This is a genomic window from Pseudomonas sp. HN8-3, from assembly GCF_020790195.1.
GTDB classification, from domain to species: Bacteria; Pseudomonadota; Gammaproteobacteria; order Pseudomonadales; family Pseudomonadaceae; genus Aquipseudomonas; species Aquipseudomonas synxantha_A.
Genome location: NZ_CP086206.1, coordinates 1,685,840 through 1,706,130, shown reverse-complemented (window position 1 = coordinate 1,706,130; position 20,291 = coordinate 1,685,840). Strand labels below are relative to the sequence as shown.

Sequence of the window (20,291 nt, the reverse complement as noted above, 5' to 3'; positions counted from 1 at the left end):
TTTGCTGACTGATCCACTGCTATCGGGAGCAAGCCCCCTCCCACATTTGGCTGCATTTCAAGTCAAGAAATCACAATCAGCCGAACAACCACTTCCACAACAGCACCAACACCACCACCGCCAGCACCGGCCGCGCAATGCGGTACGCCTTGGGATGCTTGCGCTTCCACTGCTTGACCTGGCCACTGAACTTGTCGCTGAAGGTCTTGCTCCAGGCATAGGCCTGGTTGATGCCGCCCACGCGTTCGTCGTCGAGGTTCTGCGGCGCAGTAGCACGGCCCAGCTGCTTGCTGACCCAGCGGTTGACGCGGGTCATCACACGGTTGCTCAACGGCCGTTCGATGTCGCAGAACAGGATCACGCGGGTCTGCTCGGTTTCGTTCTTCACCCAGTGCACGTAGGTTTCGTCGAACATCACGTCTTCACCGTCGCGCCAGGCGTAGACCTGGCCGTCGACGAAGATGCGGCAGTCGTCGGAGTTCGGCGTGGACAGCCCCAGGTGATAACGCAACGAACCGGCGAAGGGGTCGCGGTGCGGGTTCAGGTGGCTGCCGCCTGGCAACAGCGCGAACATCGCGCCCTTGACGTTGGGGATGCTGCTGACCAGGGCCACGGTTTTGGGGCACAGGGCCTCGGCCGATGGCAGGGGTTTGTCGTACCACTTGAGGTAGAAGCGCTTCCAGCCTTTCTTGAAGAACGAACCGAAACCGGCGTCGTTGTTCTTTTCGGCGGCGCGGATGTAGCCCTCGTCGAACAGGTGCATGGCCTCTTCGCGGATCACTTCCCAGTTGTCCTTGAGCACGTCCAGTTCCGGGAACTTGCTGCGGTCCAGGTACGGCTTGGACGGCACCGCGGAAAACAGGTACATCAAGGCGTTATACGGGGCGAACAGCGCCGAATGGTTGACGAACTGGCGCAGCATCGGCAAACGGGCCTTGCCACGCAGGTGCACATACAGCGTGCTGCCGATAAACAGCAGCAACACCGACAGTTTGGCGGCCAAAGAAAAGGTCATGCAGCAACTCCTGGAAATAAGCGCCTGGCCGGCAAACTTGCGTCAACGGGAAACCAGACGTAACAGCCGGCCATGATAAACACTTGAGCCATTATGCAGAAGGCCCACGCCGACCGGATGACTTACATCAACCTTGTGGGACCGCTTTGAAGATCAGGCCTGGTTTTCCTGGTCGGTAAACACATCGCTGAACAACATGCTCGACAGGTAGCGCTCGCCGGAGTCCGGCAAAATCACCACGATGGTCTTGCCTTGCATTTCCGGCTTCTCGGCCAGACGTACTGCCACAGCCATGGCGGCCCCGCAGGAGATACCGCACAAGATACCCTCTTCCTGCATCAGCCGCAGGGCCATGGCCTTGGACTCTTCGTCGGTCGCCAACTCCACGCGGTCGACCATCGACAGATCGAGGTTTTTTGGCACAAACCCGGCGCCGATACCCTGGATCTTGTGGGGGCTGGGCTTGATTTCTTCCCCCGCCAAGGCCTGGGTGATCACCGGGGAAACCATGGGTTCCACGGCCACCGACAGGATCGGCTTGCCCGCAGTGTTCTTGATATAGCGTGACACCCCGGTGATGGTGCCGCCGGTCCCCACGCCCGCCACCAGCACATCCACGGCGCCGTCGGTGTCGTTCCAGATTTCCGGGCCGGTGGTTTTCTCGTGGATCGCAGGGTTGGCCGGGTTTTCGAACTGGGCCGGCATAAAGTAGGTGGTCGGGTCGCCGGCGAGGATTTCACCGGCCTTTTCGATGGCGCCCTTCATGCCCTTGGCCGGCTCGGTCAGCACCAGCTCGGCGCCCAGGGCCTTGAGCACTTTGCGGCGCTCAAGGCTCATGGACGCCGGCATGGTCAGCAGCAATTTATAGCCACGGGCCGCCGCGACAAACGCCAGGCCGATACCGGTATTGCCGGAAGTCGGCTCGACAATGGTCATGCCTGGCTTGAGCTTGCCGCTGCTTTCGGCATCCCAGATCATGCTTGCGCCAATGCGGCACTTCACTGAATAACTCGGGTTACGCCCTTCGATCTTGGCCAGAATCGTCACGCCACGCGGTGCGATGCGGTTGATCTGAACCAGGGGCGTGTTACCGATGGAATGCGCGTTGTCTGCAAAGATACGGCTCATGAGGGATCCTGTTGGCGACTTTGAAGAAGGCCCCAAGGGTATGCCTCGTTCTCCAGGGCGTCCAGACGGGGGAACGTTGCGTTCATCAGAACAGTCAATCTCCTACAAGCAAGGAGAACTGCCCCATGAAACGTCGTTACAGTTGGCCGTTAGGGACAATCGCCGCTCTGGTGCTGGTCCTGATTGCCTTGAATATCGCGCTGCCCTACCTGGTGCGCAATTACCTGAACGAGAAACTCGCCAACATGGGCGATTACCGCGGCGAAATCGCCGATGTGGACCTGGCCCTGTGGCGCGGCGCCTACCGGATCAACGGCTTGCAAATCGTCAAGGTGGACGGCAAGGTCCCGGTGCCGTTCGTGAAGGCGCCGCTGATCGAGTTCGCCGTGAGCTGGCATTCACTCTGGTACGACCACGCCGTCGTGGCCGAGGGGCATTTTGTGCGTCCGCAGATCAACTTCGTCGATGGCGGTGCCAACAAGCAGGCGTCCCAGACGGGTAAAGGCACCGACTGGCAGGAACAACTGCGCAAGTTGCTGCCGATCACCCTCAATGAAGTGCGCATCGAAGACGGCGAGATTGCCTTCCATAACTTCAGCTCCAAGCCCCGGGTCAATATCAACGCCACTGGGGTCAACGCCAGCTTCTACAACCTGACCAATGTGGTGGATGTCAAAGGCAAGCGCGACGCCCGCTTCGAAGGCAAGGCACTGCTGCAAGGCCAGGCGCCGCTGGAGGCCAATGCCACCTTTGATCCGCTGAGCGATTTCGAAGAATTCGAGTTCCGCTTCCGCGCCCGCGACCTGCAACTCAAGCGCATGAACGACTTTGCATCGGCCTATGGCAAGTTCGACTTCAAGGCCGGCACGGGCGACGTGGTGATCGAAGCCCAGGCTGAAAATGGCCGACTCACCGGCTACATCAAGCCGCTGCTGCGTGACGTAGAGGTGTTTGACTGGCAACAAGATGTTGAAAACAAGGACAAGAATATCTTCCGCTCAATCTGGGAGGCCGTGGTCGGAGCCAGCGAGACGGTGCTGAAAAACCAGCGCAAAAACCAGTTCGCCACCCGTGTGGAGCTCAGCGGTAGCGTGCACCAGCAGAATGTCAGTGCGTTTTCTGCGGTGATCGCAATTCTGCGCAATGGGTTTATCCAGGCGTTCAATGCCCGGTATGAACAACCCAAGCCATCGGCGGATTGAGCCTGACCCGCCATTCAGAGACTGAATGCCCCGTCTGCGTTCACAGTCGCCGGGGCTGCGGGGTATAGTCGGGGCATTGATGAATCCGAGGAATGACCGATGAAGTTCGAAGGCACCCAGGCCTATGTGGCTACCGATGACCTGAAACTGGCCGTCAACGCCGCCATCACCCTGGAGCGGCCATTGCTGGTCAAGGGCGAACCGGGCACTGGCAAGACCATGCTTGCCGAGCAACTGGCCGAATCCTTCGGTGCCAAGTTGATCACCTGGCACATCAAGTCCACCACCAAGGCGCATCAGGGCCTCTACGAGTACGACGCAGTGAGCCGCCTGCGCGATTCGCAACTGGGCGTGGACAAGGTTCACGACGTGCGCAATTACCTGAAAAAGGGCAAGCTCTGGGAAGCCTTCGAGTCCGAGGAGCGGGTGATCCTGCTGATCGACGAAATCGACAAGGCCGACATCGAGTTCCCCAACGACCTGTTGCAGGAACTCGACAAAATGGAGTTCTACGTCTACGAAATCGACGAGACCATCAAGGCCAAGAAGCGCCCGATCATCATCATTACCTCCAACAACGAAAAAGAGCTGCCGGATGCATTCCTGCGCCGCTGCTTCTTCCACTACATCGCCTTCCCCGACCGCACCACCCTGCAAAAAATCGTGGATGTGCACTACCCGGACATCAAGAAAGACCTGGTCAGCGAAGCGCTGGACGTGTTCTTCGATGTGCGCAAGGTTCCGGGCCTGAAGAAGAAGCCTTCCACGTCCGAACTGGTCGACTGGCTCAAGCTGCTGATGGCCGACAATATTGGCGAAGCGGTGCTGCGCGAGCGCGACCCGACCAAGGCCATCCCACCGCTGGCCGGCGCTTTGGTGAAAAACGAGCAGGATGTGCAATTGCTGGAACGGCTGGCGTTCATGAGCCGCCGCGGTAATCGCTGATGCTGCTCAACCTGTTCAATGAAATGCGTGCGGCCAAGGTGCCGGTGTCGGTGCGCGAGCTGCTGGACCTGATCAACGCGCTGAAACAGCGCGTGACCTTCGCTGACATGGACGAGTTCTACTACTTGGCCCGAGCGATACTGGTCAAGGACGAGCGGCATTTCGACAAGTTCGACCGTGCCTTCGGTGCCTATTTCAATGGCCTGGAAAAACTCGATGACCATTTGCAGGCGCTGATCCCCGAAGAGTGGCTGCGCAAGGAATTCGAACGTTCGCTGAGCGATGAAGAACGCGCGCAGATCCAGTCCCTCGGCGGCCTCGACAAGCTGATCGAGGAATTCAAGAAACGCCTGGAAGAACAGAAAGAACGCCATGCCGGCGGCAACAAATGGATCGGCACTGGCGGCACCAGCCCGTTCGGTTCAGGTGGCTACAACCCCGAAGGCATTCGCGTCGGTGACGCCGGCAAGCGCCAGGGCAAGGCGGTGAAAGTCTGGGATCAGCGCGAGTACAAGAACCTCGACGATCAGGTGGAACTGGGCACGCGCAACATCAAGATCGCCCTGCGCCGCCTGCGCAAGTTTGCACGTCAGGGTGCGGCCGAAGAGCTGGATATCGACGGCACCATCGACCACACCGCACGCGATGCCGGCTTGCTGAATATCCAGATGCGCCCCGAACGCCGCAACACCATCAAGCTGTTGCTGCTATTCGACATCGGCGGCTCGATGGACGCCCATGTGAAGACCTGCGAAGAGCTGTTCTCGGCGTGCAAGACCGAGTTCAAGCACCTGGAGTACTTCTACTTCCATAACTTCGTGTACGAGTCGGTATGGAAGAACAACCAGCGCCGCACCTCGGAGCGCACCTCCACCCAGGACCTGCTGCATAAGTACGGCGCCGAATACAAAGTGATCTTCATTGGCGATGCGGCCATGGCGCCCTATGAAATCACCCAGGCCGGCGGCAGCGTCGAGCACTGGAACGAGGAGCCGGGGTATGTGTGGATGCAGCGCTTCATGGCCAAGTACAAGAAGCTGATCTGGATTAACCCCTACCCGAAAGATACCTGGGGCTATACGGCTTCCACGGGGATTGTGCGGGAGTTGGTAGAGGATCAGATGTACCCGCTGACGCTGCGCGGGTTGGAAGAAGGTATGCGTTTTCTCTCGAAATAGGCGGTGTTTTGACCGGCCTCATCGCAGGCAAGCCAGCTCCCACATGTTGACTGCATTTCAAGGTTGGAATGCATTCCTCTGTGGGAGCTGGCTTGCCTGCGATGCTTTTAGCGATCGGCAAACCGCTGCAAAAACTTGGTGTGCTGCCGATGCGCCGCCTCCTGCACCACCGGTGCCAACCGCACCTTCTCCCCCGGCAAACACTGCGCCAGCCGCGCCAAGGATAGAGGCGTCAACGCGCCCAACCGCGGATAACCGCCGATCGTCTGCCGGTCATTGAGCAACACAATCGGCTGCCCATCCGGGGGCACCTGGATCGCGCCCAACGGAATCCCTTCGGAAATCAACGACGGCCCCTGGTACTGCAACGGCGTGCCGAGCAAGCGCATACCCATGCGGTCGGCGCGGCTGTCCAGCGCCCATTCGGTGTTGAAGGCGTCGAATAAACTCTGCCCGCTGAACTGGCCGATCTGCGCGCCGATAATCACGTCCAGTGAGGCACCGGATTGCAACTCCGGCTTGGCCAGCACCTTCATTGCACCGCCCGTACCGGAATAAGCCAACCGCCCGCCTTCAGCCAATGCCTTGCCGAAACCGTCCACCCCGCCCAACGCTTCGCGCACGACCGTGGCACAACTGCCAAGTACAGCCGGGGCATCGAACCCACCGGGCGCCGCCAGATAAGCGCGTGCCCCATTGAACGGCTGGGTAAAGCGCAGTCGCTGGCCCTTTTGCAGGATAAAACTGCGACCGGGGCTAATGGCGCGCTCATCGATATAGGCGCCCAGGTCTGCACCGGCCAGTGCCAGCAGGCAATAATCCTCGGCCTGCACGGTGAAACCACCCAGGGTGATCTCCACCACCGGCGCATCCAGGGCATTGCCCAAGAGCCAGTTAGCCCAGGACATCGACACCCAGTCCAGTGCGCCGCCCTGGGTTACACCCAGGTGGCGCACGCCAAAACGCCCGGCGTCCTGCAACAGGCACAGCGGCGTGCTGGCCTCGATCATCAAGCGGCTCATGCCAGCGCCTCCAACGGCGTGTCATCGCCACCCAGGTTGACGAATTCGGTGTGGCTGACCGGGGCGAAGCGCACCGTGTCGCCGGGCTGCATCAGGCTGTAGCCGTCGCGCTCACGGTCGAAGAGTTTGGCCGGGGTGCGGCCGATCAGGTTCCAGCCGCCCGGGGACACCACCGGGTACGCAGCAGTTTGCCGTTCGGCAATGCCGACGCTGCCAGCGGCCACGCGTTTGCGCGGCGTGTTGAGGCGCGGTGTGGCGAGGCTTTCATCCACCAGGCCCATAAAAGCAAAACCCGGCGCGAAACCAAGGGCGAACACCTGGTATTCATGGGCGCTGTGGCGGCGGATCACGTCCTCTACCGTCAGCCCGCTGCGCTGGGACAACAGGGTCAACTCCGGGCCGACGCTCAGGTCGTACCACACCGGCAGCACGTGGCACTGGCCGCTGCCCTGGGCCTGGGGTTGCAGGTCCGTGAGCGCAAGGTCGATCAGCTCCCGAGCCTGTGTCGGGGTCAGCTCCCTGAGGTCGTAATGCACCATCAAGGTGGTGTAGGACGGCACCAGATCCACCAGCGCCGTGCCGAACTCTGCGCGCAAACGCTGCGTGGCAGCGAGCATCCACGGCATGTTGGCCTCGGCAATCACCTCAAACAGACGCACCATCAGGCAGTCGATGGCCACCACTTCAATGCGTGGCTTCATGCTGTATGCAACGCTTGGCGGATACGCTGCACCGCGGCCACCGAGCTGGCGTTGTCGCCATGCACGCACAAGGTATCGGCCTGCAAGGCCAACGGGCTGCCGTCGCTGGCGACCAATGCCGCGCCACGGGAAATGGTCAGGGCCTGCTGCACGATAGTGTCGCTGTCGTGGTGCACCGCGCCGGGCAACTGGCGGGAAACCAGATGGCCCTTGCTGTCGTAGGCGCGATCGGCAAAGGCTTCGAACCACAGGGTCACACCGTATTCGTCACCCACAGCTTGGGCGGCGCTGTTGTCACGGGTAGCCAGCAGCATCAGCGGCAGGTCGCCGTAGGCGGCCACGGCCTGGATCACCGCACGCAACTGCGCGGGGTTGGCCATCATGTCGTTGTACATCGCACCGTGGGGTTTCACGTAGCTGACGCGCCCGCCCTGGACCCGGCAGATGCCGTCCAGCGCACCGATCTGGTAATGCAACAGATCCTGGATTTCCTGCGGCGTGTAGTTCATTGACCGTCGGCCAAAGCCTTGCAGGTCTTGATAGGCCGGGTGAGCGCCCACTTGCACGCCATGCTTGAACGCCAGGCTGACGGTCTTGCGCATGATGCTCGGGTCGCCAGCATGGAAACCGCAGGCCACGTTGGCGCAATCAATGAACGGCATGACTTCGGCGTCCAGACCCATGGTCCAGTTGCCAAAGCTTTCGCCAATGTCGCAGTTCAGTAGCAGGCGGCTCACGGTGGTCGCTCCTGTAGGTTTTGTTTTTTTGTAGTGTGGGATTTATTACACAGAACTCGCAACTTGTCCTGGCACCCCAACGACGCTTATCGTGGAACGGCTCGATTTTTGGCGCTTGCCCGGTGCGACGTCCAACTAATAAAAACCGATCCATGCATAAGAAAAAGTTGATCCCATGAATTTGAAGTTCCTCGAAACCTTCGTCTGGGTGGCCAAGCTCAAGAGCTTTCGCCTGACTGCCGAGAAGCTGTTCACCACCCAGGCCTCTATTTCCAGCCGCATCGCCGTGCTCGAAAGCGAGCTGGGGGTGAAGCTGTTCCTGCGTGACTCCCGGGGCGTGAGCCTGACCCCGGAAGGCTTGAAGGTGCTCGATTATGCCGAGCAAATGATGGTGACCATGCAGGGTTTGAAACAGTCCCTGGAGACCACCAGCAGCAAGGTCGGGCGCATTCGGATCGGCGCGATGGACACGGTGATCCACACCTGGCTCAGCCCGCTGGTGGCAGAACTGATGAAGCTGTTCCCGCTGGTGGAAATCGAGCTGGTCGCCGATACCGCGCTGAACCTCAGCGATCAGTTGCAAAAAGGTTTTCTCGACCTGATCCTGCAAACTGACCTGCTGCGCCTGGAAACCGTGCGCAGCCTGGAACTGGCCAGCCATCCCATGGCCTGGATCGTCGCCAGCCACTCGATTTACAACCGTGACTACGCCTCCCTCGCCGAACTGGCTCAGGAGCGCATCATCACCTACTCGAAAAACTCCCACCCGCATCAGGACGTGCTGAGTCTGATGCAGGCCAACGGCGTGGCCGCGCCCAGAATGAACTGTGTGAACTCGGTGTCGGCGATTACGCGATTATTGCGTGACGGCTTCGGCATCGGTGCCCTGCCGCCGGTGCTGGTCAGTGAAGAGCTGGCGCGGGGGGAATTAGTGATGCTGCCGATGGCACAGCGCCTGCCGAACTTGCAGGTGGTGGTGTCATGGCGTGTGGGGGTGGAGTTGGTGGAGGAGATTGTGGGGTTGTGCCAGAAGGTAGTGGCAAGGTATGCCGAGGAAGTCGGTGCAGAACGCATGCAACTGCATAAACCCGATTAAAACTGTGGGAGCTGGCTTGCCTGCGATAGCGGTGGGCCATCGTGCACATCTGTGACTGGACCACCGCTATCGCAGGCAAGCCAGCTCCCACATTGGACCGAGTCGGCCCTGACTTATAGGCCCTTCAAGTCCCGCTCTTCGATCGGCCGGCTCTGGCGCAAGCGCCGGCCACCCAGCACTACCCAGTCGATCAGGCGATACAGGCACTCGATGCCGAACGACAACAGCATCGCCCCGCCCAAGCCCCAGCCCATGGCTTCGGGCGTCAGCAGAATCTGGTAGCTGTAGCCATTCCAGGTTTCCAGGCGGATATCCGGGTCGGCGGCTACGGCCACTTGCAGGGCGCGGATGTACCACGGGCCTTGCATGGCCTGGAATTGCTTGTCCAACTCAAGCTGGCGATCAAGCATCGCGCCCAGGCTGCTGGCGTCGCTCTGGAAAACCGGGTCATCGCTGGCGCGGTAATGCGCCACCAGCGCTTGCATGTCCCCGTTGAAGAACTGCTGCGCGGTCGACTCAAAGCCGCGCAAGCCAGTCTGCGCCTCGATCAGGTGGGCTTCGACGCGCTTGGCGTAATCGTTGATAAACCCCGGCACTTGCACGCCGACCAACAAGCCAATGGCAAACAGCACCAACCGCAGATAGCTGAGCAACATGGTCGATTCCTTATTCGGTAACGCCCTGGCTGACGCATTCACCGCGTCGCCACAGGCTCCATTGGCCCGGTTCATAGCGGGTCCAGTTTTCGTTGTCGGTCAAAGGCTCGGTGGCGATGACGGTTACCACGTCATTGGGCGTCGTTTCGGCCTGAAAATCGACGATCACGTCGACATCTTTCAAGCGTGCGGGGCCAAACGGCGCGCGCCGGGTAATCTGCGCCAGTTTGGTCGAGCAGTAGCAAAACAGCCAGTCGCCGTCGCTGAGCAAGCAGTTGAACACGCCCTTGCTGCGGTATTCGGCGCAGGCGGCGATCAGGTCCGGCAGCACTTGCTCGATGTCCACAGGCTCAGGGAAGGCTTCGCGCACGCGGTTGAGCAGGTCACAGAAGGCCGCTTCGCTGTCGGTATCGCCGACCGGGCGGTAAAACGTGGCGCGCGGGTGGAAGTCGGCCAACTGGCCGTTATGGGCAAAACACCAGTTGCGGCCCCACAGCTCACGCACGAACGGATGGGTATTGGCCAGGCTGACCTTGCCCACATTGGCCTGGCGGATATGGCCGATCACCACTTCGCTCTTGATCGGATAGCGCTGCACCAACAGCGCCACTTCAGACTCACTGCTCGCGGCCGGGTCCTGGAACAGGCGCAGGCCACGGCCCTCATAGAAGGCGATGCCCCAACCGTCGCGGTGCGGGCCGGTACGCCCACCGCGCTGCATCAGCCCGGTAAAGCTGAACACGATATCGGTGGGGACGTTGGCACTCATGCCCAATAATTCACACATGCCAGGGCTCTCGCTGCAGGGGCAGTCTACGTTTAAAGGCGCGGCTCGACCCGCATACCACCAGCAGGCGCCGGGCGACGGAACGGTTCGTCGTCTTCCGGCTCGGCGGCCAAGGCGGCATCTGCAGCAGCCTTGCGCTCACGGCGAGCGCTGGCCGCGCGTTCGATGGGCCAGCGGATCAGCACAAACACGATGTACAGGGCAAACACGATCATCGTGTACATGAACAGATCGGAGATCGCCCGCCAAGCGTTGTTGCCGACCTTGAGCACCAGGTCCAGGGCGGTAATGGCCACGGCCGGCGCAAACTGGGTCTTGACCGGGTCGACGATGGTCGGGCTCAGTAACAGCACCGCCATCAGCAATTGCAGCGGCTCGCGCAGCCAGCGCCAGACCCAGCGGGTCATGCGCCACCACACTAACAGGCAGCCCAAAGCGGCGAAGGCGTAGAGGCCCCAAGCGGTCAGATAGTCGTTCTCGGTCATGGTGTCCATGGCAAGGCTGGCAAAGAGGCGGCTATGATAACGGCTTTTGCGTGTCGCGGCTGCAATGCCGGCCACCGTCCGCCAGATAGGGAATTATCCATGCCTATTTCCACCGCTCCGATTGCCCGCAAGGCCCCAGGCGCAGACCCCTACGCCTGGCTGCAGGAGCGCGACACCCCTGAAGTGCTCGATTACCTCAAGGCGGAAAACGCCTGGCAGGAAGCCCAACTCGCCGACCAGCAGGCTTTGCGCGAAACGCTGTTCGAAGAGATCAAGGGCCGCATCCTCGAAACCGATCTGTCCCTGCCCTCCCCCTGGGGCCCGTACCTGTACTACACCCGCACCACCGCCGGTGACGAATACGCACGCCACTATCGCTGCCGCCGCCCGGCCGATGACAGCAACCAGGTGGACGAGAGCAGCGAAGAACTGCTGCTGGACCCGAACGTCTTGGCCAATGGCGGCTTTTTCTCCCTCGGCGCGTTCAGCATCAGCCCCGACCACCAGCGCCTGGCCTACAGCCTCGACACCAGCGGTGAAGAGATCTACACCCTGTACGTGAAGGAATTGGCCACCGACAAGGTCAGCGAACTGGCGTTCGACAACTGCGACGGCAGCATGACCTGGGCCAATGACAGCTTGACGCTGTTCTTCGGCGAACTCGACGACACCCATCGCCCGCACAAGCTGTATCGCTACCGTCTGGACGGTACGGCGGCGCAGGAAGTGTTCCACGAGCCCGATGGCCGTTTCTTCCTGCACTGCTACCGTTCCAGCTCCGAGCGCCAACTGCTGCTGGCTCTGGGCAGCAAGACCACCAGTGAGATCTGGGCACTGGATGCCGATCAGCCGCACCTGGCCTTCACCTGCCTGGCGCCGCGCGTCGAGGACCACGAATACGATGTCGACCACGGCAAGCGTAACGGCGAGTGGACCTGGTTTATTCGCAGCAACCGCGACGGCATCAACTACGCGCTCTACCTCGCCGCCGATACCGGTACGCCGCCTACCGAGGCCGACTGGCAGAACCTGATCCCTCACAGCGACGAAGTCATGCTCGACGGCGTGAGCCTGAACGCCAGCGCCATGACATTGAGCCTGCGCATCGGCGGCCTGCCGGTCATCGAGGTGCACCCCGAGGGCGTACCGGCTTATCGCGTGGAATTACCCGACGCCGCCTACAGCCTCTACGTACAAAACAGCCTGGAATTTCCAAGCGACAACATCCGCCTACGCTATGAGGCCCTGAACCGTCCCGCCCAGGTGCGTCAGCTAGAGCTGGCAAGCGGCGCGCAGGTGGTGCTCAAGGAAACCCCGGTACTCGGCACATTCAACGCCGACGACTACGTCAGCCAGCGCCTGTGGGCCACCTCTGCCGACGGCACCCAAGTGCCCATCAGCCTGGTGGTCAAGCGTGATCAACTGGGTAAACCCACCCCGCTGTATCTGTACGGCTACGGTGCCTACGGCTCAAGCCTGGACCCATGGTTCTCCCACGCACGCCTGAGCTTGCTGGACCGAGGGGTCGCGTTTGCCATCGCCCATGTGCGCGGCGGCGGTGAGCTGGGTGAAGCCTGGTACCGCAACGGCAAGCAGGAACACAAACAGAATACCTTCAGCGATTTTATCGCCTGCGCCGAACACCTGATCACCGAGGGGCTGACCACTTCCAGGCAACTGGCGATCAGCGGCGGAAGTGCCGGCGGCCTGTTGATTGGCGCGGTGCTCAACCAGCGCCCGGAACTGTTCCAGGCGGCGATTGCCGAAGTGCCGTTTGTCGATGTGCTCAACACCATGCTCGATCCGGAGCTACCGCTGACCATCACCGAGTACGACGAATGGGGCAACCCCGAGGAACCCGAAGTGTATGCGCGCATCAAGGCTTACGCGCCATACGAAAACGTCAGCGCCCAGGCGTACCCGGCCATGCTGGTGATTGCCGGCTACAACGACAGCCGCGTGCAGTATTGGGAGGCCGCCAAGTGGGTGGCCAAGCTGCGCGATACCGCCACTTCAGACAACCTGTTGCTGCTCAAGACCGAGCTGGGCGCCGGCCATGGCGGCATGAGCGGGCGCTACCAGGGATTGCGTGACGTAGCGCTCGAATATGCGTTTGTGTTCAAGGCGCTCGGGCTGATCTAAGCACTTGATGGAGCGGTCCTGTCTGAACGCAGGACCGCCTTGACTGTTTTAACCGCCGGGCGTCTTCGGCTTGCTGTCGTTCTGCTGCAAGCCGGGGACAGTCTGGTCCTTGGGCGGCGTGGGCAACACGATGGGCACCAACGGTGGCGTACCGTTCGTCTTGGGCGTGGCGGGCGGGCTGACTTGAGGGTACAACGTCGGGGTCGGCGTACCCGGCGCGCCTGGGGTTGGTGCGGGCGCGACCGGTACGGTTTGCAACTCCTGAGCCTGCGCCGCAGCGGATATGAGCGCGCTCAATACAATGACCGTTAGAATGCTGCACTTCATCGATGGCTCCATGGCCTGACCGGAATGCCTTAAGGCTACTCCCAACTGCGCAAGAATGCCCTTCCCAATGAGATTTCCATGAAACGTTTCGTTCTGCTGGACACTACTCCGATCCCCGACAACGGCGGCGCCTTGTGCCTGTTCGAGTATGGCGAGGATTTCGTCATCAAGATCCAGGGCGGTGACGGCGGCCAGTTGATGAACACGCGCATGCACGGTTCCGAAGACGCCCTGGCGGAGATTCCCTGCCGCAAGGTCGCCGGTCGCCCGAACTCACGCGTGCTGATCGGCGGCTTGGGCATGGGCTTTACCTTGGCCGCAGCACTCAAGCATTTGGGCAAGACTGCCGAAGTGGTGGTGGCCGAACTGGTGCCGGGCGTCGTGGAATGGAACCGTGGGCCACTGGGAGAAAAATCCGGGTGCCCCTTGCAGGACCCGCGCACGGTGATTCGTCTGGAAGATGTGGCCAAGGTGCTACAGGCCGAGCCCCAGGGCTTCGACGCGATCATGCTTGACGTCGACAACGGTCCCGAGGGGCTTACGCAAAAGGCCAACAGCTGGCTGTATTCCGCCGGTGGCCTGGCCGCCTGCGCCAAAGCCCTGCGGCCCAAGGGCGTGCTCGCCGTGTGGTCGGCCAGTGCCGATAAGCTGTTCAGCGACAAACTGCGCAAGGCCGGCTTCAAGGCTGAAGAGGTTCAGGTGTTCGCCCATGGCAATAAAGGCACGCGGCATACCATCTGGATTGCAGAAAAGCTCAAGGGCTGAATCACCATCGGTCAAATGTGGGAGGGGGCTTGCTCCCGATAGTGGTGTGTCAGCTTGCCTATCCTTAACAGACACACTGCTATCGGGAGCAAGCCCCCTCCCACATTTGGTACTGCTTCAGTCTCTGGATTTGCGGTAATCGATCACGTACGGCACTTTCTTGTCGAAGGTCTTTTCCAACTCCTTTTGATCCAGCTGGGTCATACCACCCAACTGCCGGGCAGTGAAACCGCTGTCGCCGACCATTGCCCCCGGCGCCAGGCTGACCATGCGCTTGGCGACAGCCTCGATGGCACCCTTGTAGCCGCCCTTCTTGTTCAGGTTGTACTGGCCCAGATCAATCTGCGTGCGCAGCCAGTTGCCCCAGTAGAACTCCAGAAATTCCGGCGCAATCGCACCCTCGTTTGGCTTGCCGTACGCGGCCTTACGGGTGAAATACACCAGGCTGCGGAACGTGTCGTCCTGCAGGTTCTTGAAGCCCAGGTGCGCCGGCAGTTGCTCCGCTGGCAACGCCTGGCCCCGATTGTCCTTGAGCCAGACCTTGCGGGCCGCTTCCATCCGCTGCCAGAACGTGGCGAGGTTGGGGCTGGAACTGAAGTCGTCGGTGACCTTGACCCACATTTTCAAGCGCGGGCCAGCGCCGGGTGTTTCCCACAAGGTAGTGAAACTGTGATGACCATCGGTCAGGTAAAGCTGGCCGCCGGGGCCCACCACCACGGTTTTCATATCCTGCGGGTAGGTGCCGACCGGGTGCTTGCAGGTAAAGCTGTCGGGCCTTAGCAGCTCGGCGTTTTTCTGCACCTGGTCAGCCTCGCCCTGGCCGTTGGTTTCGCAGTATTCATCGAAAGCCTTGGCCGGCTTGTCGGCGAACAGCCCGAGGCTGTAGTAGATCTGGTCGAAACCCACCACGGCCTGGGTGGGGTGCAATTGCTCCAGGGCCACCTCGATCACCTGCCCGGGCTGCGGCGTAGAGAACGCCTGGGCCTGAGCGGTAACCACACAGAGCACAAGCCCGATAGTCCATGAATACAGACGCATAAATTTCAAATCCTTATCAGTCAGTGAAGCAATCCCTAGGGGTGATTTTCAGCGTAAGCGGCTAGAATCAACCTTATCCGTGACCCACCAAATAGCCAGGAGCCATGATGAGCTCGACCAACCCGCCCTCCCACACCGCCAAGCTGGACCGCATCCTCGCCGACGCCCAGCGCGACCGCGAAATGGGCTACCGCGACAAAGCCTTGAAGATGTACCCCCACGTGTGCGGTCGCTGCGCCCGTGAATTCGCCGGCAAGCGTTTGAGTGAACTGACCGTACACCACCGCAACCATAATCATGATGACAATCCCCAGGACGGCTCCAACTGGGAATTGCTGTGCCTGTACTGCCACGACAACGAACACTCGCGCTACACCGACCAGCAGTATTTCGGCGAAGGCTCCACCAGCAGCCCGAGCATTGCCAAGGCGACGCACAATCCGTTTGCGGCGCTGGCGGGGTTGATGAAGAAAGACGACTGAAGATCGTCCTTGTCTGTACTGGCCTCATCGCAGGCAAGCCAGCTCCCACATTTGGAATGCATTCCCCTGTGGGAGCAGGGCTTGCCCGCGATGACGATCGCCCAAGCACTGCATACCCCCAGGCCGTATAATCGCCGTTTTTCTCCAAGGCACCCTTCCCCGTGGGCAATAAACGCTACAGCTGCATCGGTCTGTATAACCCAAAATCCCCCGAAAACGTCGGCTCGGTGATGCGTGCCGCCGGTTGCTACGGCGTGGCCTCGGTGTTCTACACCGGCGTGCGCTACGAGCGCGCCCGGGATTTCATCACCGACACCAAGAAGGTCCACCACGACATTCCGCTGATCGGCATCGACGACCTGAAGAAGATCCTGCCCCTGGGCTGCATCCCGGTTGCCGTGGAACTGGTGGAAGGCGCCCGCCCGCTGCCTGAATACACCCACCCCGACCGCGCGCTGTATATCTTCGGCCCCGAGGACGGTTCCCTGGACAAGGAGATCCGCGACTGGTGCGAAGATGTGGTGTACATCCCCACCACGGGCTGCATGAACCTGGCGGCCACCGTCAATGTGGTGCTCTACGACCGCCTGGCCAAGGGCAACAACACCCGTTCGGGCCCCAAGTACTGATTCTGCGGGAACATCCGGCACCTGCGTGCAGTCAGCTAGTAACACTAGCCCTTGTTGGAGACAGATCATGAGCGACAGCAAAATTTTGCAACCTATCATCGAAGCCACACCGTTGAAGCCTCAGCCTACCCAGAATGTGCATGGCTGGGAGCGCATCGGCTCAGTGGCGGGCGGCGTGATGATGGTCGGCAAAGGCCTGCGCCGCGGCGGGATTTTCGGGCTGATCCAGGTGGCGATTGGCGGCGTGGCACTGGCCCGTGGCTTTACCGGGCACAGTTCGCTCAAAGACAAGCTGGAGCAGGGTCGCCAGGAAATGAACAGCGTGCGCACGAAGATCGAGCGGGCCGGGGAAGAATTGAAGAATTTGAAGACCAAGGCGGAAGTGGCGGCTGAGAAGGCTGTAAAACCCAAAGCCTGACCTAAGTCTTGGACATGCTGGAGATTCAAAATGTGGGAGGGGGCTTGCCCCCTCCCACATTTTGAATTGCACAGGGCTTGGGATCAGCGCAGCAGCTTGCTATCCAGTACCACCGACGATTCGCCGATTACGCTTTCAGCCAACTGAACGAACTCTTTGGTGTTGATGCTGTTCACCCGCATCACCGCCTGCGCCAGATCATCCAGGGAGCGCTTGTTGTGGGTTTTCACGCGGATCTCGCGGTCCAGGTCCTGCAACACCAGTACTGCCCGCGCTACACCAGCGCTGCCGATTTGCTCGCCCCTCAGCGTGGTGACCGCCTTGCTTTCTTTGGCCAGGCGCGCCTGGATCGCCGCATAACGCTCATCGGTGAGGCCCCCGGCACGTCGCACCAGTTCAATCGCGTAATACTCCCCCAGGCCCTCGCTGATCCAGTCACTGCTGTCGTGGTCGTTGAAGCGCCCGATGGCCTGCACCACCTCGCGCAGCAACGGGCTGCTGCCATTTTCGCTGACCAGTGGCGTACGGCTGTTAAGGTAGATCGAATCGTGCGACGCCCAGGCTCCGCGGCGCATCGGGTCACTCGCGCCGACGATCAATAATTTGGCGGGATGGCGTGGGAACGCAGCGTCCACCTGCGGCCAGACGAACGTCAGCAGCGTCAGCACGTCCATACGGCGCATGCCCTGCCCCTTTGGCGAGGCCACGGTGACCTCGGTTTCACCCAGGCGCAGGCGACGGCTGCCGAGGTTACCGGCGAGCATCCAGCCGGTGGGGCGATCGAACAGGCGGGACACGTTGTCGATGCGGAATTTGCTTTTGCCAATGCGCGGCCAGGCAGTTTCGACGCTCTTCCAGCCCGCGGGCAGTTCGAACATCAGGCGCGAGACCAATTCAATGCCATCTTGTTGGTCCAGGCGCGCAGCCGGCACCAGGTCTTCACCGCGCAATAATGCCCAATTGGGCGTGGCCCGTGTGTCAAAGGTGCCCGGCTTGCGCGCGTGGGTCAGACGCACGCGGTAGGTCAGGCTGGCCTTGTCGGCGCTGGGCTGCCACACACCACGGCTGCCCGTGACTTGCCAATGGCCGTCGGCCTTGAAGTCGCTGTAATCACCACTGCGGCCCAGGTCAAAGTCCAGGCTGCGCACCGCCGAGCCTTGGGACAGGCTGACGCGCACCTCGGCCTGCTCGCTCTGGGGCAGCAGCTTGACGTGATAATCCAGGTCAACCTTCTTAGCGCACCAGCCCGGCCCGCTCAGGGCCAGCAATACCAGGGCCGCTGCCAACTTGGCTGCCACCTTCATACACACTCCTTTGTTCAGCCTGCACGGAAGATCAGGTAATCCTCCCAGTCGTCCTCTGGCACGCTGCCTTCGCTGAGCATGCGCCCGGACTGGGAAATGCGTTCATGGTGCACGGCGTCGCGGTCGCCGCAGACCAGGTGGTGCCAGAGCGGCAAATCCTTGCGCTCGCTGACCAGACGATAGCCGCAGGTTGGCGGCAGCCATTTGAACTGGTCGGCCTGGCCGGGCGTGAGCTGGATACAGTCCGGCACCGAAGCGCGGCGATTGGGGTAATCGGTGCACTGGCAGGTTTTCAGGTCGAGCAGTTTGCAGGCGATACGCGTGTAATAGACGCTGTTGTCGTCTTCATCCTCAAGCTTTTGCAGACAGCACAGGCCGCAGCCGTCGCACAACGACTCCCACTCCTCCTGGTCGAGGTGCTCAAGGGTTTTGCGTATCCAGAAAGGTTCGACTTTGGCGGCCATGGCTCTACATCAGTATCAGAAGGTGAAAAGGCCGCCAGTCTAGTGCCCAAGCCCGTTACGGCCAAGCGCTTACGACTGACGGTGTTGCAAGACTTGTCAGGCCTGGGTTGGCGCAGTAGTTTTGAACCCCGGCTTTTTTCATCAGGATCTGTCCATGAGCGATAACCCACGCGTTGCCGATTACCCGATCCATACCCAATTCACCGAACGCTGGTCGCCCCGCGCCTTTACTGGCGAAAGCATCCCGCAAGAGACGTTGCTGAGTTTCTTCGAAGCCGCACGCTGGGCACCCTCGGCGTACAACTCGCAGCCGTGGCGGTTTCTCTACGCCCGCCGGGACACGCCGGACTGGGAGCGTTTCCTGGGCCTGCTGAATGAGTTCAACCGCAATTGGGCGCAGCATGCGTCGGCCCTGGTCATCATCGCGTCGAAAACCGACTTCATCGCCCCCGGCGCTACAGAAGAAACCCCGGCGCTGTGGCACACCTTCGACACCGGCTCGGCCTGGGGCCACCTGGCGCTGCAAGCCAGCCTCAGCGGCTGGCACACCCACGGCATGGCCGGTTTCGATCAGGAGCTGACCCGCAAAGAGCTGAAGATTCCACAAGGCTATGCGCTGCACGCGGCCGTAGCGGTGGGTAAGCTGGGTGACAAGTCGAACCTGCCGCAATACCTGCAAGGCCGTGAAGCGCCGAGCCCGCGCAAGCCGTTGACTGAACTGGTGTCCGAGGGCGACTTCAGCCTGTAAGCCTAGTGCAACTCCAATGTGGGAGGGAGCAAGCCCCCTCTCACATTTTAGATTGATGCATGGCCAAGGATCAGTAGCCCCGGTCGAAGTCCACTTCGCCGCGCAGCGCTTGCTTGGCCTGGTAGGCGCGCACGTTTTGCACAAACAACGCCACCATCATCGACGGCGAGGTCGGTGCCGAGCTGTGCCCAGTCAACAGCAAACCCCACGCGGTCCAGAACGGGTGGCGTTGCGGCAACGGCTCCTGACGGCACACGTCGATCACCGCGCCGGCCAGATGCCCTTCTTTCAGGGCCTCGACCAGGTCGGCATCCACCACCGCCACGCCGCGCCCGACGTTGATAAACAGCGCCGTCGACTTGAATTGCTTGAACAACGCCGCGTTGTACACGTCATGGGTGTCCGGGGTATTGGGCAGCAGGTTGATCACGTAATCGACCTCGCCCACCAAGCGGCCCAACTGATCGAGCCCGGCCACTTCAATAAAGGGTGCCTGTTCCCGCGCCGTACTGGCGATGCCGTACAGCTTGACGCCAAAGGGCACCAGGAAATCAGCCACGCTTTTGCCAATATCACCCGTGCCGACAATCAGCGCCTTGCGCCCCGCCAGGCTCTGGCCCATGCGGTTGTCCCACTTGCGCTCGACCTGGCTGACAAGGCGCGCCAGCACTTCGCGCTCATGGCCCAGCATATAGGTGAGGACAAACTCGGCCATGACCTGGCCAAAGATGCCGACTGCACGGGTGAGGCGATAGTCGCGGGGCAAGCCATCGGCCAGCAGCGGCGTGATACCGGCCCAGGTCGATTGCAACCACTGCGGTTGATGGCCCTGGCGCAGCAGCGTCGCCAGCAGATCGGGCTGGCCCAGCCACACCGGGCAATCGGCGGCCAGGCGCGAGAGTTCGGCCGAGTCACCGCTGGTCAGCACGTCAAGGTCCGGGGCGGCCTCCTTGAGCAGTTGGGCGTAGAGCGGGTGATCCTGTTCAGCAATCAGAACACGCATGGTTCAAACCTTTCAAAAA

At 61.2% G+C, this 20,291-nt stretch carries 23 protein-coding genes; 10 read left to right on the top strand and 13 right to left on the bottom strand.

Translation table 11 applies throughout. The features are described 5' to 3' along the window. Positions 1-76: 76 nt before the first annotated feature. A complete protein-coding gene (locus LJX92_RS07760) occupies positions 77-1,015 on the bottom strand; it encodes an aspartyl/asparaginyl beta-hydroxylase domain-containing protein (RefSeq protein ID WP_032877227.1) in 939 nt (312 codons plus the stop codon). 153 nt (positions 1,016-1,168) lie between these two features. Beyond that, complete coding sequence (cysK, locus tag LJX92_RS07755; protein WP_032877228.1) at positions 1,169-2,143, bottom strand: cysteine synthase A; 975 nt, start codon at positions 2,141-2,143, stop codon at positions 1,169-1,171. A 125-nt stretch (positions 2,144-2,268) separates the two neighbouring features. Here cysK and LJX92_RS07750 point away from each other — a divergent pair, with 125 nt between their 5' ends. The 3 genes from LJX92_RS07750 (at position 2,269) to LJX92_RS07740 (ending at position 5,468) form a co-directional block, all read left to right on the top strand. Then, positions 2,269-3,345 (top strand): DUF748 domain-containing protein, encoded by a 1,077-nt coding sequence (locus LJX92_RS07750; RefSeq protein WP_043046513.1) that lies wholly within the window; start codon positions 2,269-2,271, stop codon positions 3,343-3,345. A gap of 99 nt (positions 3,346-3,444) precedes the next feature. Then, positions 3,445-4,290, top strand: a complete 846-nt coding sequence (locus LJX92_RS07745) for an AAA family ATPase (protein WP_003210690.1) — start codon at positions 3,445-3,447, stop codon at positions 4,288-4,290. Next, on the top strand, positions 4,290-5,468 hold the full coding sequence (locus LJX92_RS07740; RefSeq protein WP_228309527.1) for a vWA domain-containing protein: 1,179 nt from the start codon (positions 4,290-4,292) through the stop codon (positions 5,466-5,468). Before LJX92_RS07745 ends, LJX92_RS07740 begins: the two co-directional genes overlap by 1 nt. Before the next feature lie 107 nt (positions 5,469-5,575). Here the strand turns inward: LJX92_RS07740 and LJX92_RS07735 are convergent, their stop codons facing one another. Genes LJX92_RS07735 through LJX92_RS07725 form a run of 3 tightly spaced genes read right to left on the bottom strand, consistent with a single transcriptional unit; the run spans position 5,576 to position 7,928 of the window. Further along, on the bottom strand, positions 5,576-6,490 hold the full coding sequence (locus LJX92_RS07735) for a biotin-dependent carboxyltransferase family protein (protein WP_148852356.1): 915 nt from the start codon (positions 6,488-6,490) through the stop codon (positions 5,576-5,578). Further along, a complete protein-coding gene (pxpB, locus tag LJX92_RS07730; protein ID WP_103733530.1) occupies positions 6,487-7,191 on the bottom strand; it encodes a 5-oxoprolinase subunit PxpB in 705 nt (234 codons plus the stop codon). Before pxpB ends, LJX92_RS07735 begins: the two co-directional genes overlap by 4 nt. Next, positions 7,188-7,928: a 5-oxoprolinase subunit PxpA gene (locus LJX92_RS07725; RefSeq protein WP_032877232.1), complete on the bottom strand. Its 741-nt coding sequence runs from the start codon at positions 7,926-7,928 to the stop codon at positions 7,188-7,190. The genes pxpB and LJX92_RS07725 overlap by 4 nt, the downstream gene beginning before the upstream one ends. Positions 7,929-8,103: 175 nt before the next feature. Here LJX92_RS07725 and LJX92_RS07720 point away from each other — a divergent pair, with 175 nt between their 5' ends. Next, positions 8,104-9,024 (top strand): LysR family transcriptional regulator, encoded by a 921-nt coding sequence (locus LJX92_RS07720; RefSeq protein WP_005786115.1) that lies wholly within the window; start codon positions 8,104-8,106, stop codon positions 9,022-9,024. Between the two features lie 113 nt (positions 9,025-9,137). On the opposite strand, the gene LJX92_RS07715 is transcribed toward LJX92_RS07720, so the two are convergent. The 3 genes from LJX92_RS07715 to LJX92_RS07705 are packed head-to-tail and all read right to left on the bottom strand — an operon-like array spanning position 9,138 to position 11,027. Further along, positions 9,138-9,680 (bottom strand): DUF2937 family protein, encoded by a 543-nt coding sequence (locus tag LJX92_RS07715; protein WP_005786113.1) that lies wholly within the window; start codon positions 9,678-9,680, stop codon positions 9,138-9,140. Between the two features lie 10 nt (positions 9,681-9,690). Next, complete coding sequence (locus tag LJX92_RS07710; protein ID WP_032877233.1) at positions 9,691-10,467, bottom strand: class II glutamine amidotransferase; 777 nt, start codon at positions 10,465-10,467, stop codon at positions 9,691-9,693. 32 nt (positions 10,468-10,499) lie between these two features. Next, a complete protein-coding gene (locus LJX92_RS07705) occupies positions 10,500-11,027 on the bottom strand; it encodes an MFS transporter (protein WP_032877234.1) in 528 nt (175 codons plus the stop codon). A gap of 24 nt (positions 11,028-11,051) precedes the next feature. Between LJX92_RS07705 and LJX92_RS07700 the strand changes: the two genes are divergently transcribed. Continuing rightward, the gene (locus LJX92_RS07700) at positions 11,052-13,094 is read left to right on the top strand and encodes a S9 family peptidase (protein ID WP_078820612.1); all 2,043 of its coding nucleotides are present in this window, start codon (positions 11,052-11,054) and stop codon (positions 13,092-13,094) included. A gap of 48 nt (positions 13,095-13,142) precedes the next feature. Here LJX92_RS07700 and LJX92_RS07695 read toward each other — a convergent pair whose 3' ends face one another. After that, on the bottom strand, positions 13,143-13,421 hold the full coding sequence (locus LJX92_RS07695) for a hypothetical protein (protein WP_005786107.1): 279 nt from the start codon (positions 13,419-13,421) through the stop codon (positions 13,143-13,145). Between the two features lie 78 nt (positions 13,422-13,499). On the opposite strand from LJX92_RS07695, the gene LJX92_RS07690 reads away from it, so the two are divergent. Then, a complete protein-coding gene (locus LJX92_RS07690; RefSeq protein WP_032877236.1) occupies positions 13,500-14,186 on the top strand; it encodes a spermidine synthase in 687 nt (228 codons plus the stop codon). A gap of 117 nt (positions 14,187-14,303) precedes the next feature. Here the strand turns inward: LJX92_RS07690 and LJX92_RS07685 are convergent, their stop codons facing one another. Then, positions 14,304-15,224 carry a ParB/Srx family N-terminal domain-containing protein gene (locus LJX92_RS07685; RefSeq protein WP_228309525.1) on the bottom strand — a complete coding sequence of 307 codons (921 nt, stop codon included), beginning with the start codon at positions 15,222-15,224 and terminating at the stop codon, positions 14,304-14,306. A gap of 107 nt (positions 15,225-15,331) precedes the next feature. On the opposite strand from LJX92_RS07685, the gene LJX92_RS07680 reads away from it, so the two are divergent. The 3 genes from LJX92_RS07680 to LJX92_RS07670 all read left to right on the top strand — a co-directional run bounded on the left by LJX92_RS07680 (position 15,332) and on the right by LJX92_RS07670 (position 16,753). Then, the gene (locus LJX92_RS07680; RefSeq protein WP_005786102.1) at positions 15,332-15,706 is read left to right on the top strand and encodes a YajD family HNH nuclease; all 375 of its coding nucleotides are present in this window, start codon (positions 15,332-15,334) and stop codon (positions 15,704-15,706) included. A gap of 161 nt (positions 15,707-15,867) precedes the next feature. Further along, complete coding sequence (locus LJX92_RS07675; RefSeq protein ID WP_003189607.1) at positions 15,868-16,335, top strand: RNA methyltransferase; 468 nt, start codon at positions 15,868-15,870, stop codon at positions 16,333-16,335. 67 nt (positions 16,336-16,402) lie between these two features. Continuing rightward, on the top strand, positions 16,403-16,753 hold the full coding sequence (locus tag LJX92_RS07670; protein ID WP_032877238.1) for a DUF2892 domain-containing protein: 351 nt from the start codon (positions 16,403-16,405) through the stop codon (positions 16,751-16,753). A gap of 83 nt (positions 16,754-16,836) precedes the next feature. Here the strand turns inward: LJX92_RS07670 and LJX92_RS07665 are convergent, their stop codons facing one another. Both LJX92_RS07665 and LJX92_RS07660 read right to left on the bottom strand, forming a co-directional pair. Next, positions 16,837-18,057, bottom strand: a complete 1,221-nt coding sequence (locus LJX92_RS07665) for a hypothetical protein (protein ID WP_032877239.1) — start codon at positions 18,055-18,057, stop codon at positions 16,837-16,839. A gap of 14 nt (positions 18,058-18,071) precedes the next feature. Next, positions 18,072-18,521, bottom strand: coding sequence for a YcgN family cysteine cluster protein (locus tag LJX92_RS07660; RefSeq protein ID WP_003172524.1), 450 nt, complete (start codon positions 18,519-18,521; stop codon positions 18,072-18,074). Between the two features lie 154 nt (positions 18,522-18,675). Between LJX92_RS07660 and LJX92_RS07655 the strand changes: the two genes are divergently transcribed. Next, positions 18,676-19,269, top strand: a complete 594-nt coding sequence (locus LJX92_RS07655) for a nitroreductase family protein (protein ID WP_078820608.1) — start codon at positions 18,676-18,678, stop codon at positions 19,267-19,269. 70 nt (positions 19,270-19,339) lie between these two features. On the opposite strand, the gene LJX92_RS07650 is transcribed toward LJX92_RS07655, so the two are convergent. Further along, positions 19,340-20,272: a D-2-hydroxyacid dehydrogenase gene (locus LJX92_RS07650; protein ID WP_078820607.1), complete on the bottom strand. Its 933-nt coding sequence runs from the start codon at positions 20,270-20,272 to the stop codon at positions 19,340-19,342. Between the last annotated feature and the right edge of the window lie 19 nt (positions 20,273-20,291).

Bases quoted from the DNA above. Each gene is read 5' to 3' on its own strand.
- LJX92_RS07660 (WP_003172524.1), bottom strand. From the start codon at position 18,521: ATGGCCGCCAAAGTCGAACCTTTCTGGATACGCAAAACCCTTGAGCAC.
- cysK (WP_032877228.1), bottom strand. From the start codon at position 2,143: ATGAGCCGTATCTTTGCAGACAACGCGCATTCCATCGGTAACACGCCC.
- LJX92_RS07750 (WP_043046513.1), top strand. From the start codon at position 2,269: ATGAAACGTCGTTACAGTTGGCCGTTAGGGACAATCGCCGCTCTGGTG.
- LJX92_RS07685 (WP_228309525.1), bottom strand. From the start codon at position 15,224: ATGCGTCTGTATTCATGGACTATCGGGCTTGTGCTCTGTGTGGTTACC.
- LJX92_RS07690 (WP_032877236.1), top strand. From the start codon at position 13,500: ATGAAACGTTTCGTTCTGCTGGACACTACTCCGATCCCCGACAACGGC.
- LJX92_RS07715 (WP_005786113.1), bottom strand. From the start codon at position 9,680: ATGTTGCTCAGCTATCTGCGGTTGGTGCTGTTTGCCATTGGCTTGTTG.
- LJX92_RS07745 (WP_003210690.1), top strand. From the start codon at position 3,445: ATGAAGTTCGAAGGCACCCAGGCCTATGTGGCTACCGATGACCTGAAA.
- LJX92_RS07720 (WP_005786115.1), top strand. From the start codon at position 8,104: ATGAATTTGAAGTTCCTCGAAACCTTCGTCTGGGTGGCCAAGCTCAAG.
- LJX92_RS07650 (WP_078820607.1), bottom strand. From the start codon at position 20,272: ATGCGTGTTCTGATTGCTGAACAGGATCACCCGCTCTACGCCCAACTG.
- LJX92_RS07670 (WP_032877238.1), top strand. From the start codon at position 16,403: ATGAGCGACAGCAAAATTTTGCAACCTATCATCGAAGCCACACCGTTG.
- pxpB (WP_103733530.1), bottom strand. From the start codon at position 7,191: ATGAAGCCACGCATTGAAGTGGTGGCCATCGACTGCCTGATGGTGCGT.
- LJX92_RS07655 (WP_078820608.1), top strand. From the start codon at position 18,676: ATGAGCGATAACCCACGCGTTGCCGATTACCCGATCCATACCCAATTC.
- LJX92_RS07735 (WP_148852356.1), bottom strand. From the start codon at position 6,490: ATGAGCCGCTTGATGATCGAGGCCAGCACGCCGCTGTGCCTGTTGCAG.
- LJX92_RS07700 (WP_078820612.1), top strand. From the start codon at position 11,052: ATGCCTATTTCCACCGCTCCGATTGCCCGCAAGGCCCCAGGCGCAGAC.
- LJX92_RS07680 (WP_005786102.1), top strand. From the start codon at position 15,332: ATGAGCTCGACCAACCCGCCCTCCCACACCGCCAAGCTGGACCGCATC.
- LJX92_RS07710 (WP_032877233.1), bottom strand. From the start codon at position 10,467: ATGTGTGAATTATTGGGCATGAGTGCCAACGTCCCCACCGATATCGTG.
- LJX92_RS07760 (WP_032877227.1), bottom strand. From the start codon at position 1,015: ATGACCTTTTCTTTGGCCGCCAAACTGTCGGTGTTGCTGCTGTTTATC.
- LJX92_RS07740 (WP_228309527.1), top strand. From the start codon at position 4,290: ATGCTGCTCAACCTGTTCAATGAAATGCGTGCGGCCAAGGTGCCGGTG.
- LJX92_RS07665 (WP_032877239.1), bottom strand. From the start codon at position 18,057: ATGAAGGTGGCAGCCAAGTTGGCAGCGGCCCTGGTATTGCTGGCCCTG.
- LJX92_RS07695 (WP_005786107.1), bottom strand. From the start codon at position 13,421: ATGAAGTGCAGCATTCTAACGGTCATTGTATTGAGCGCGCTCATATCC.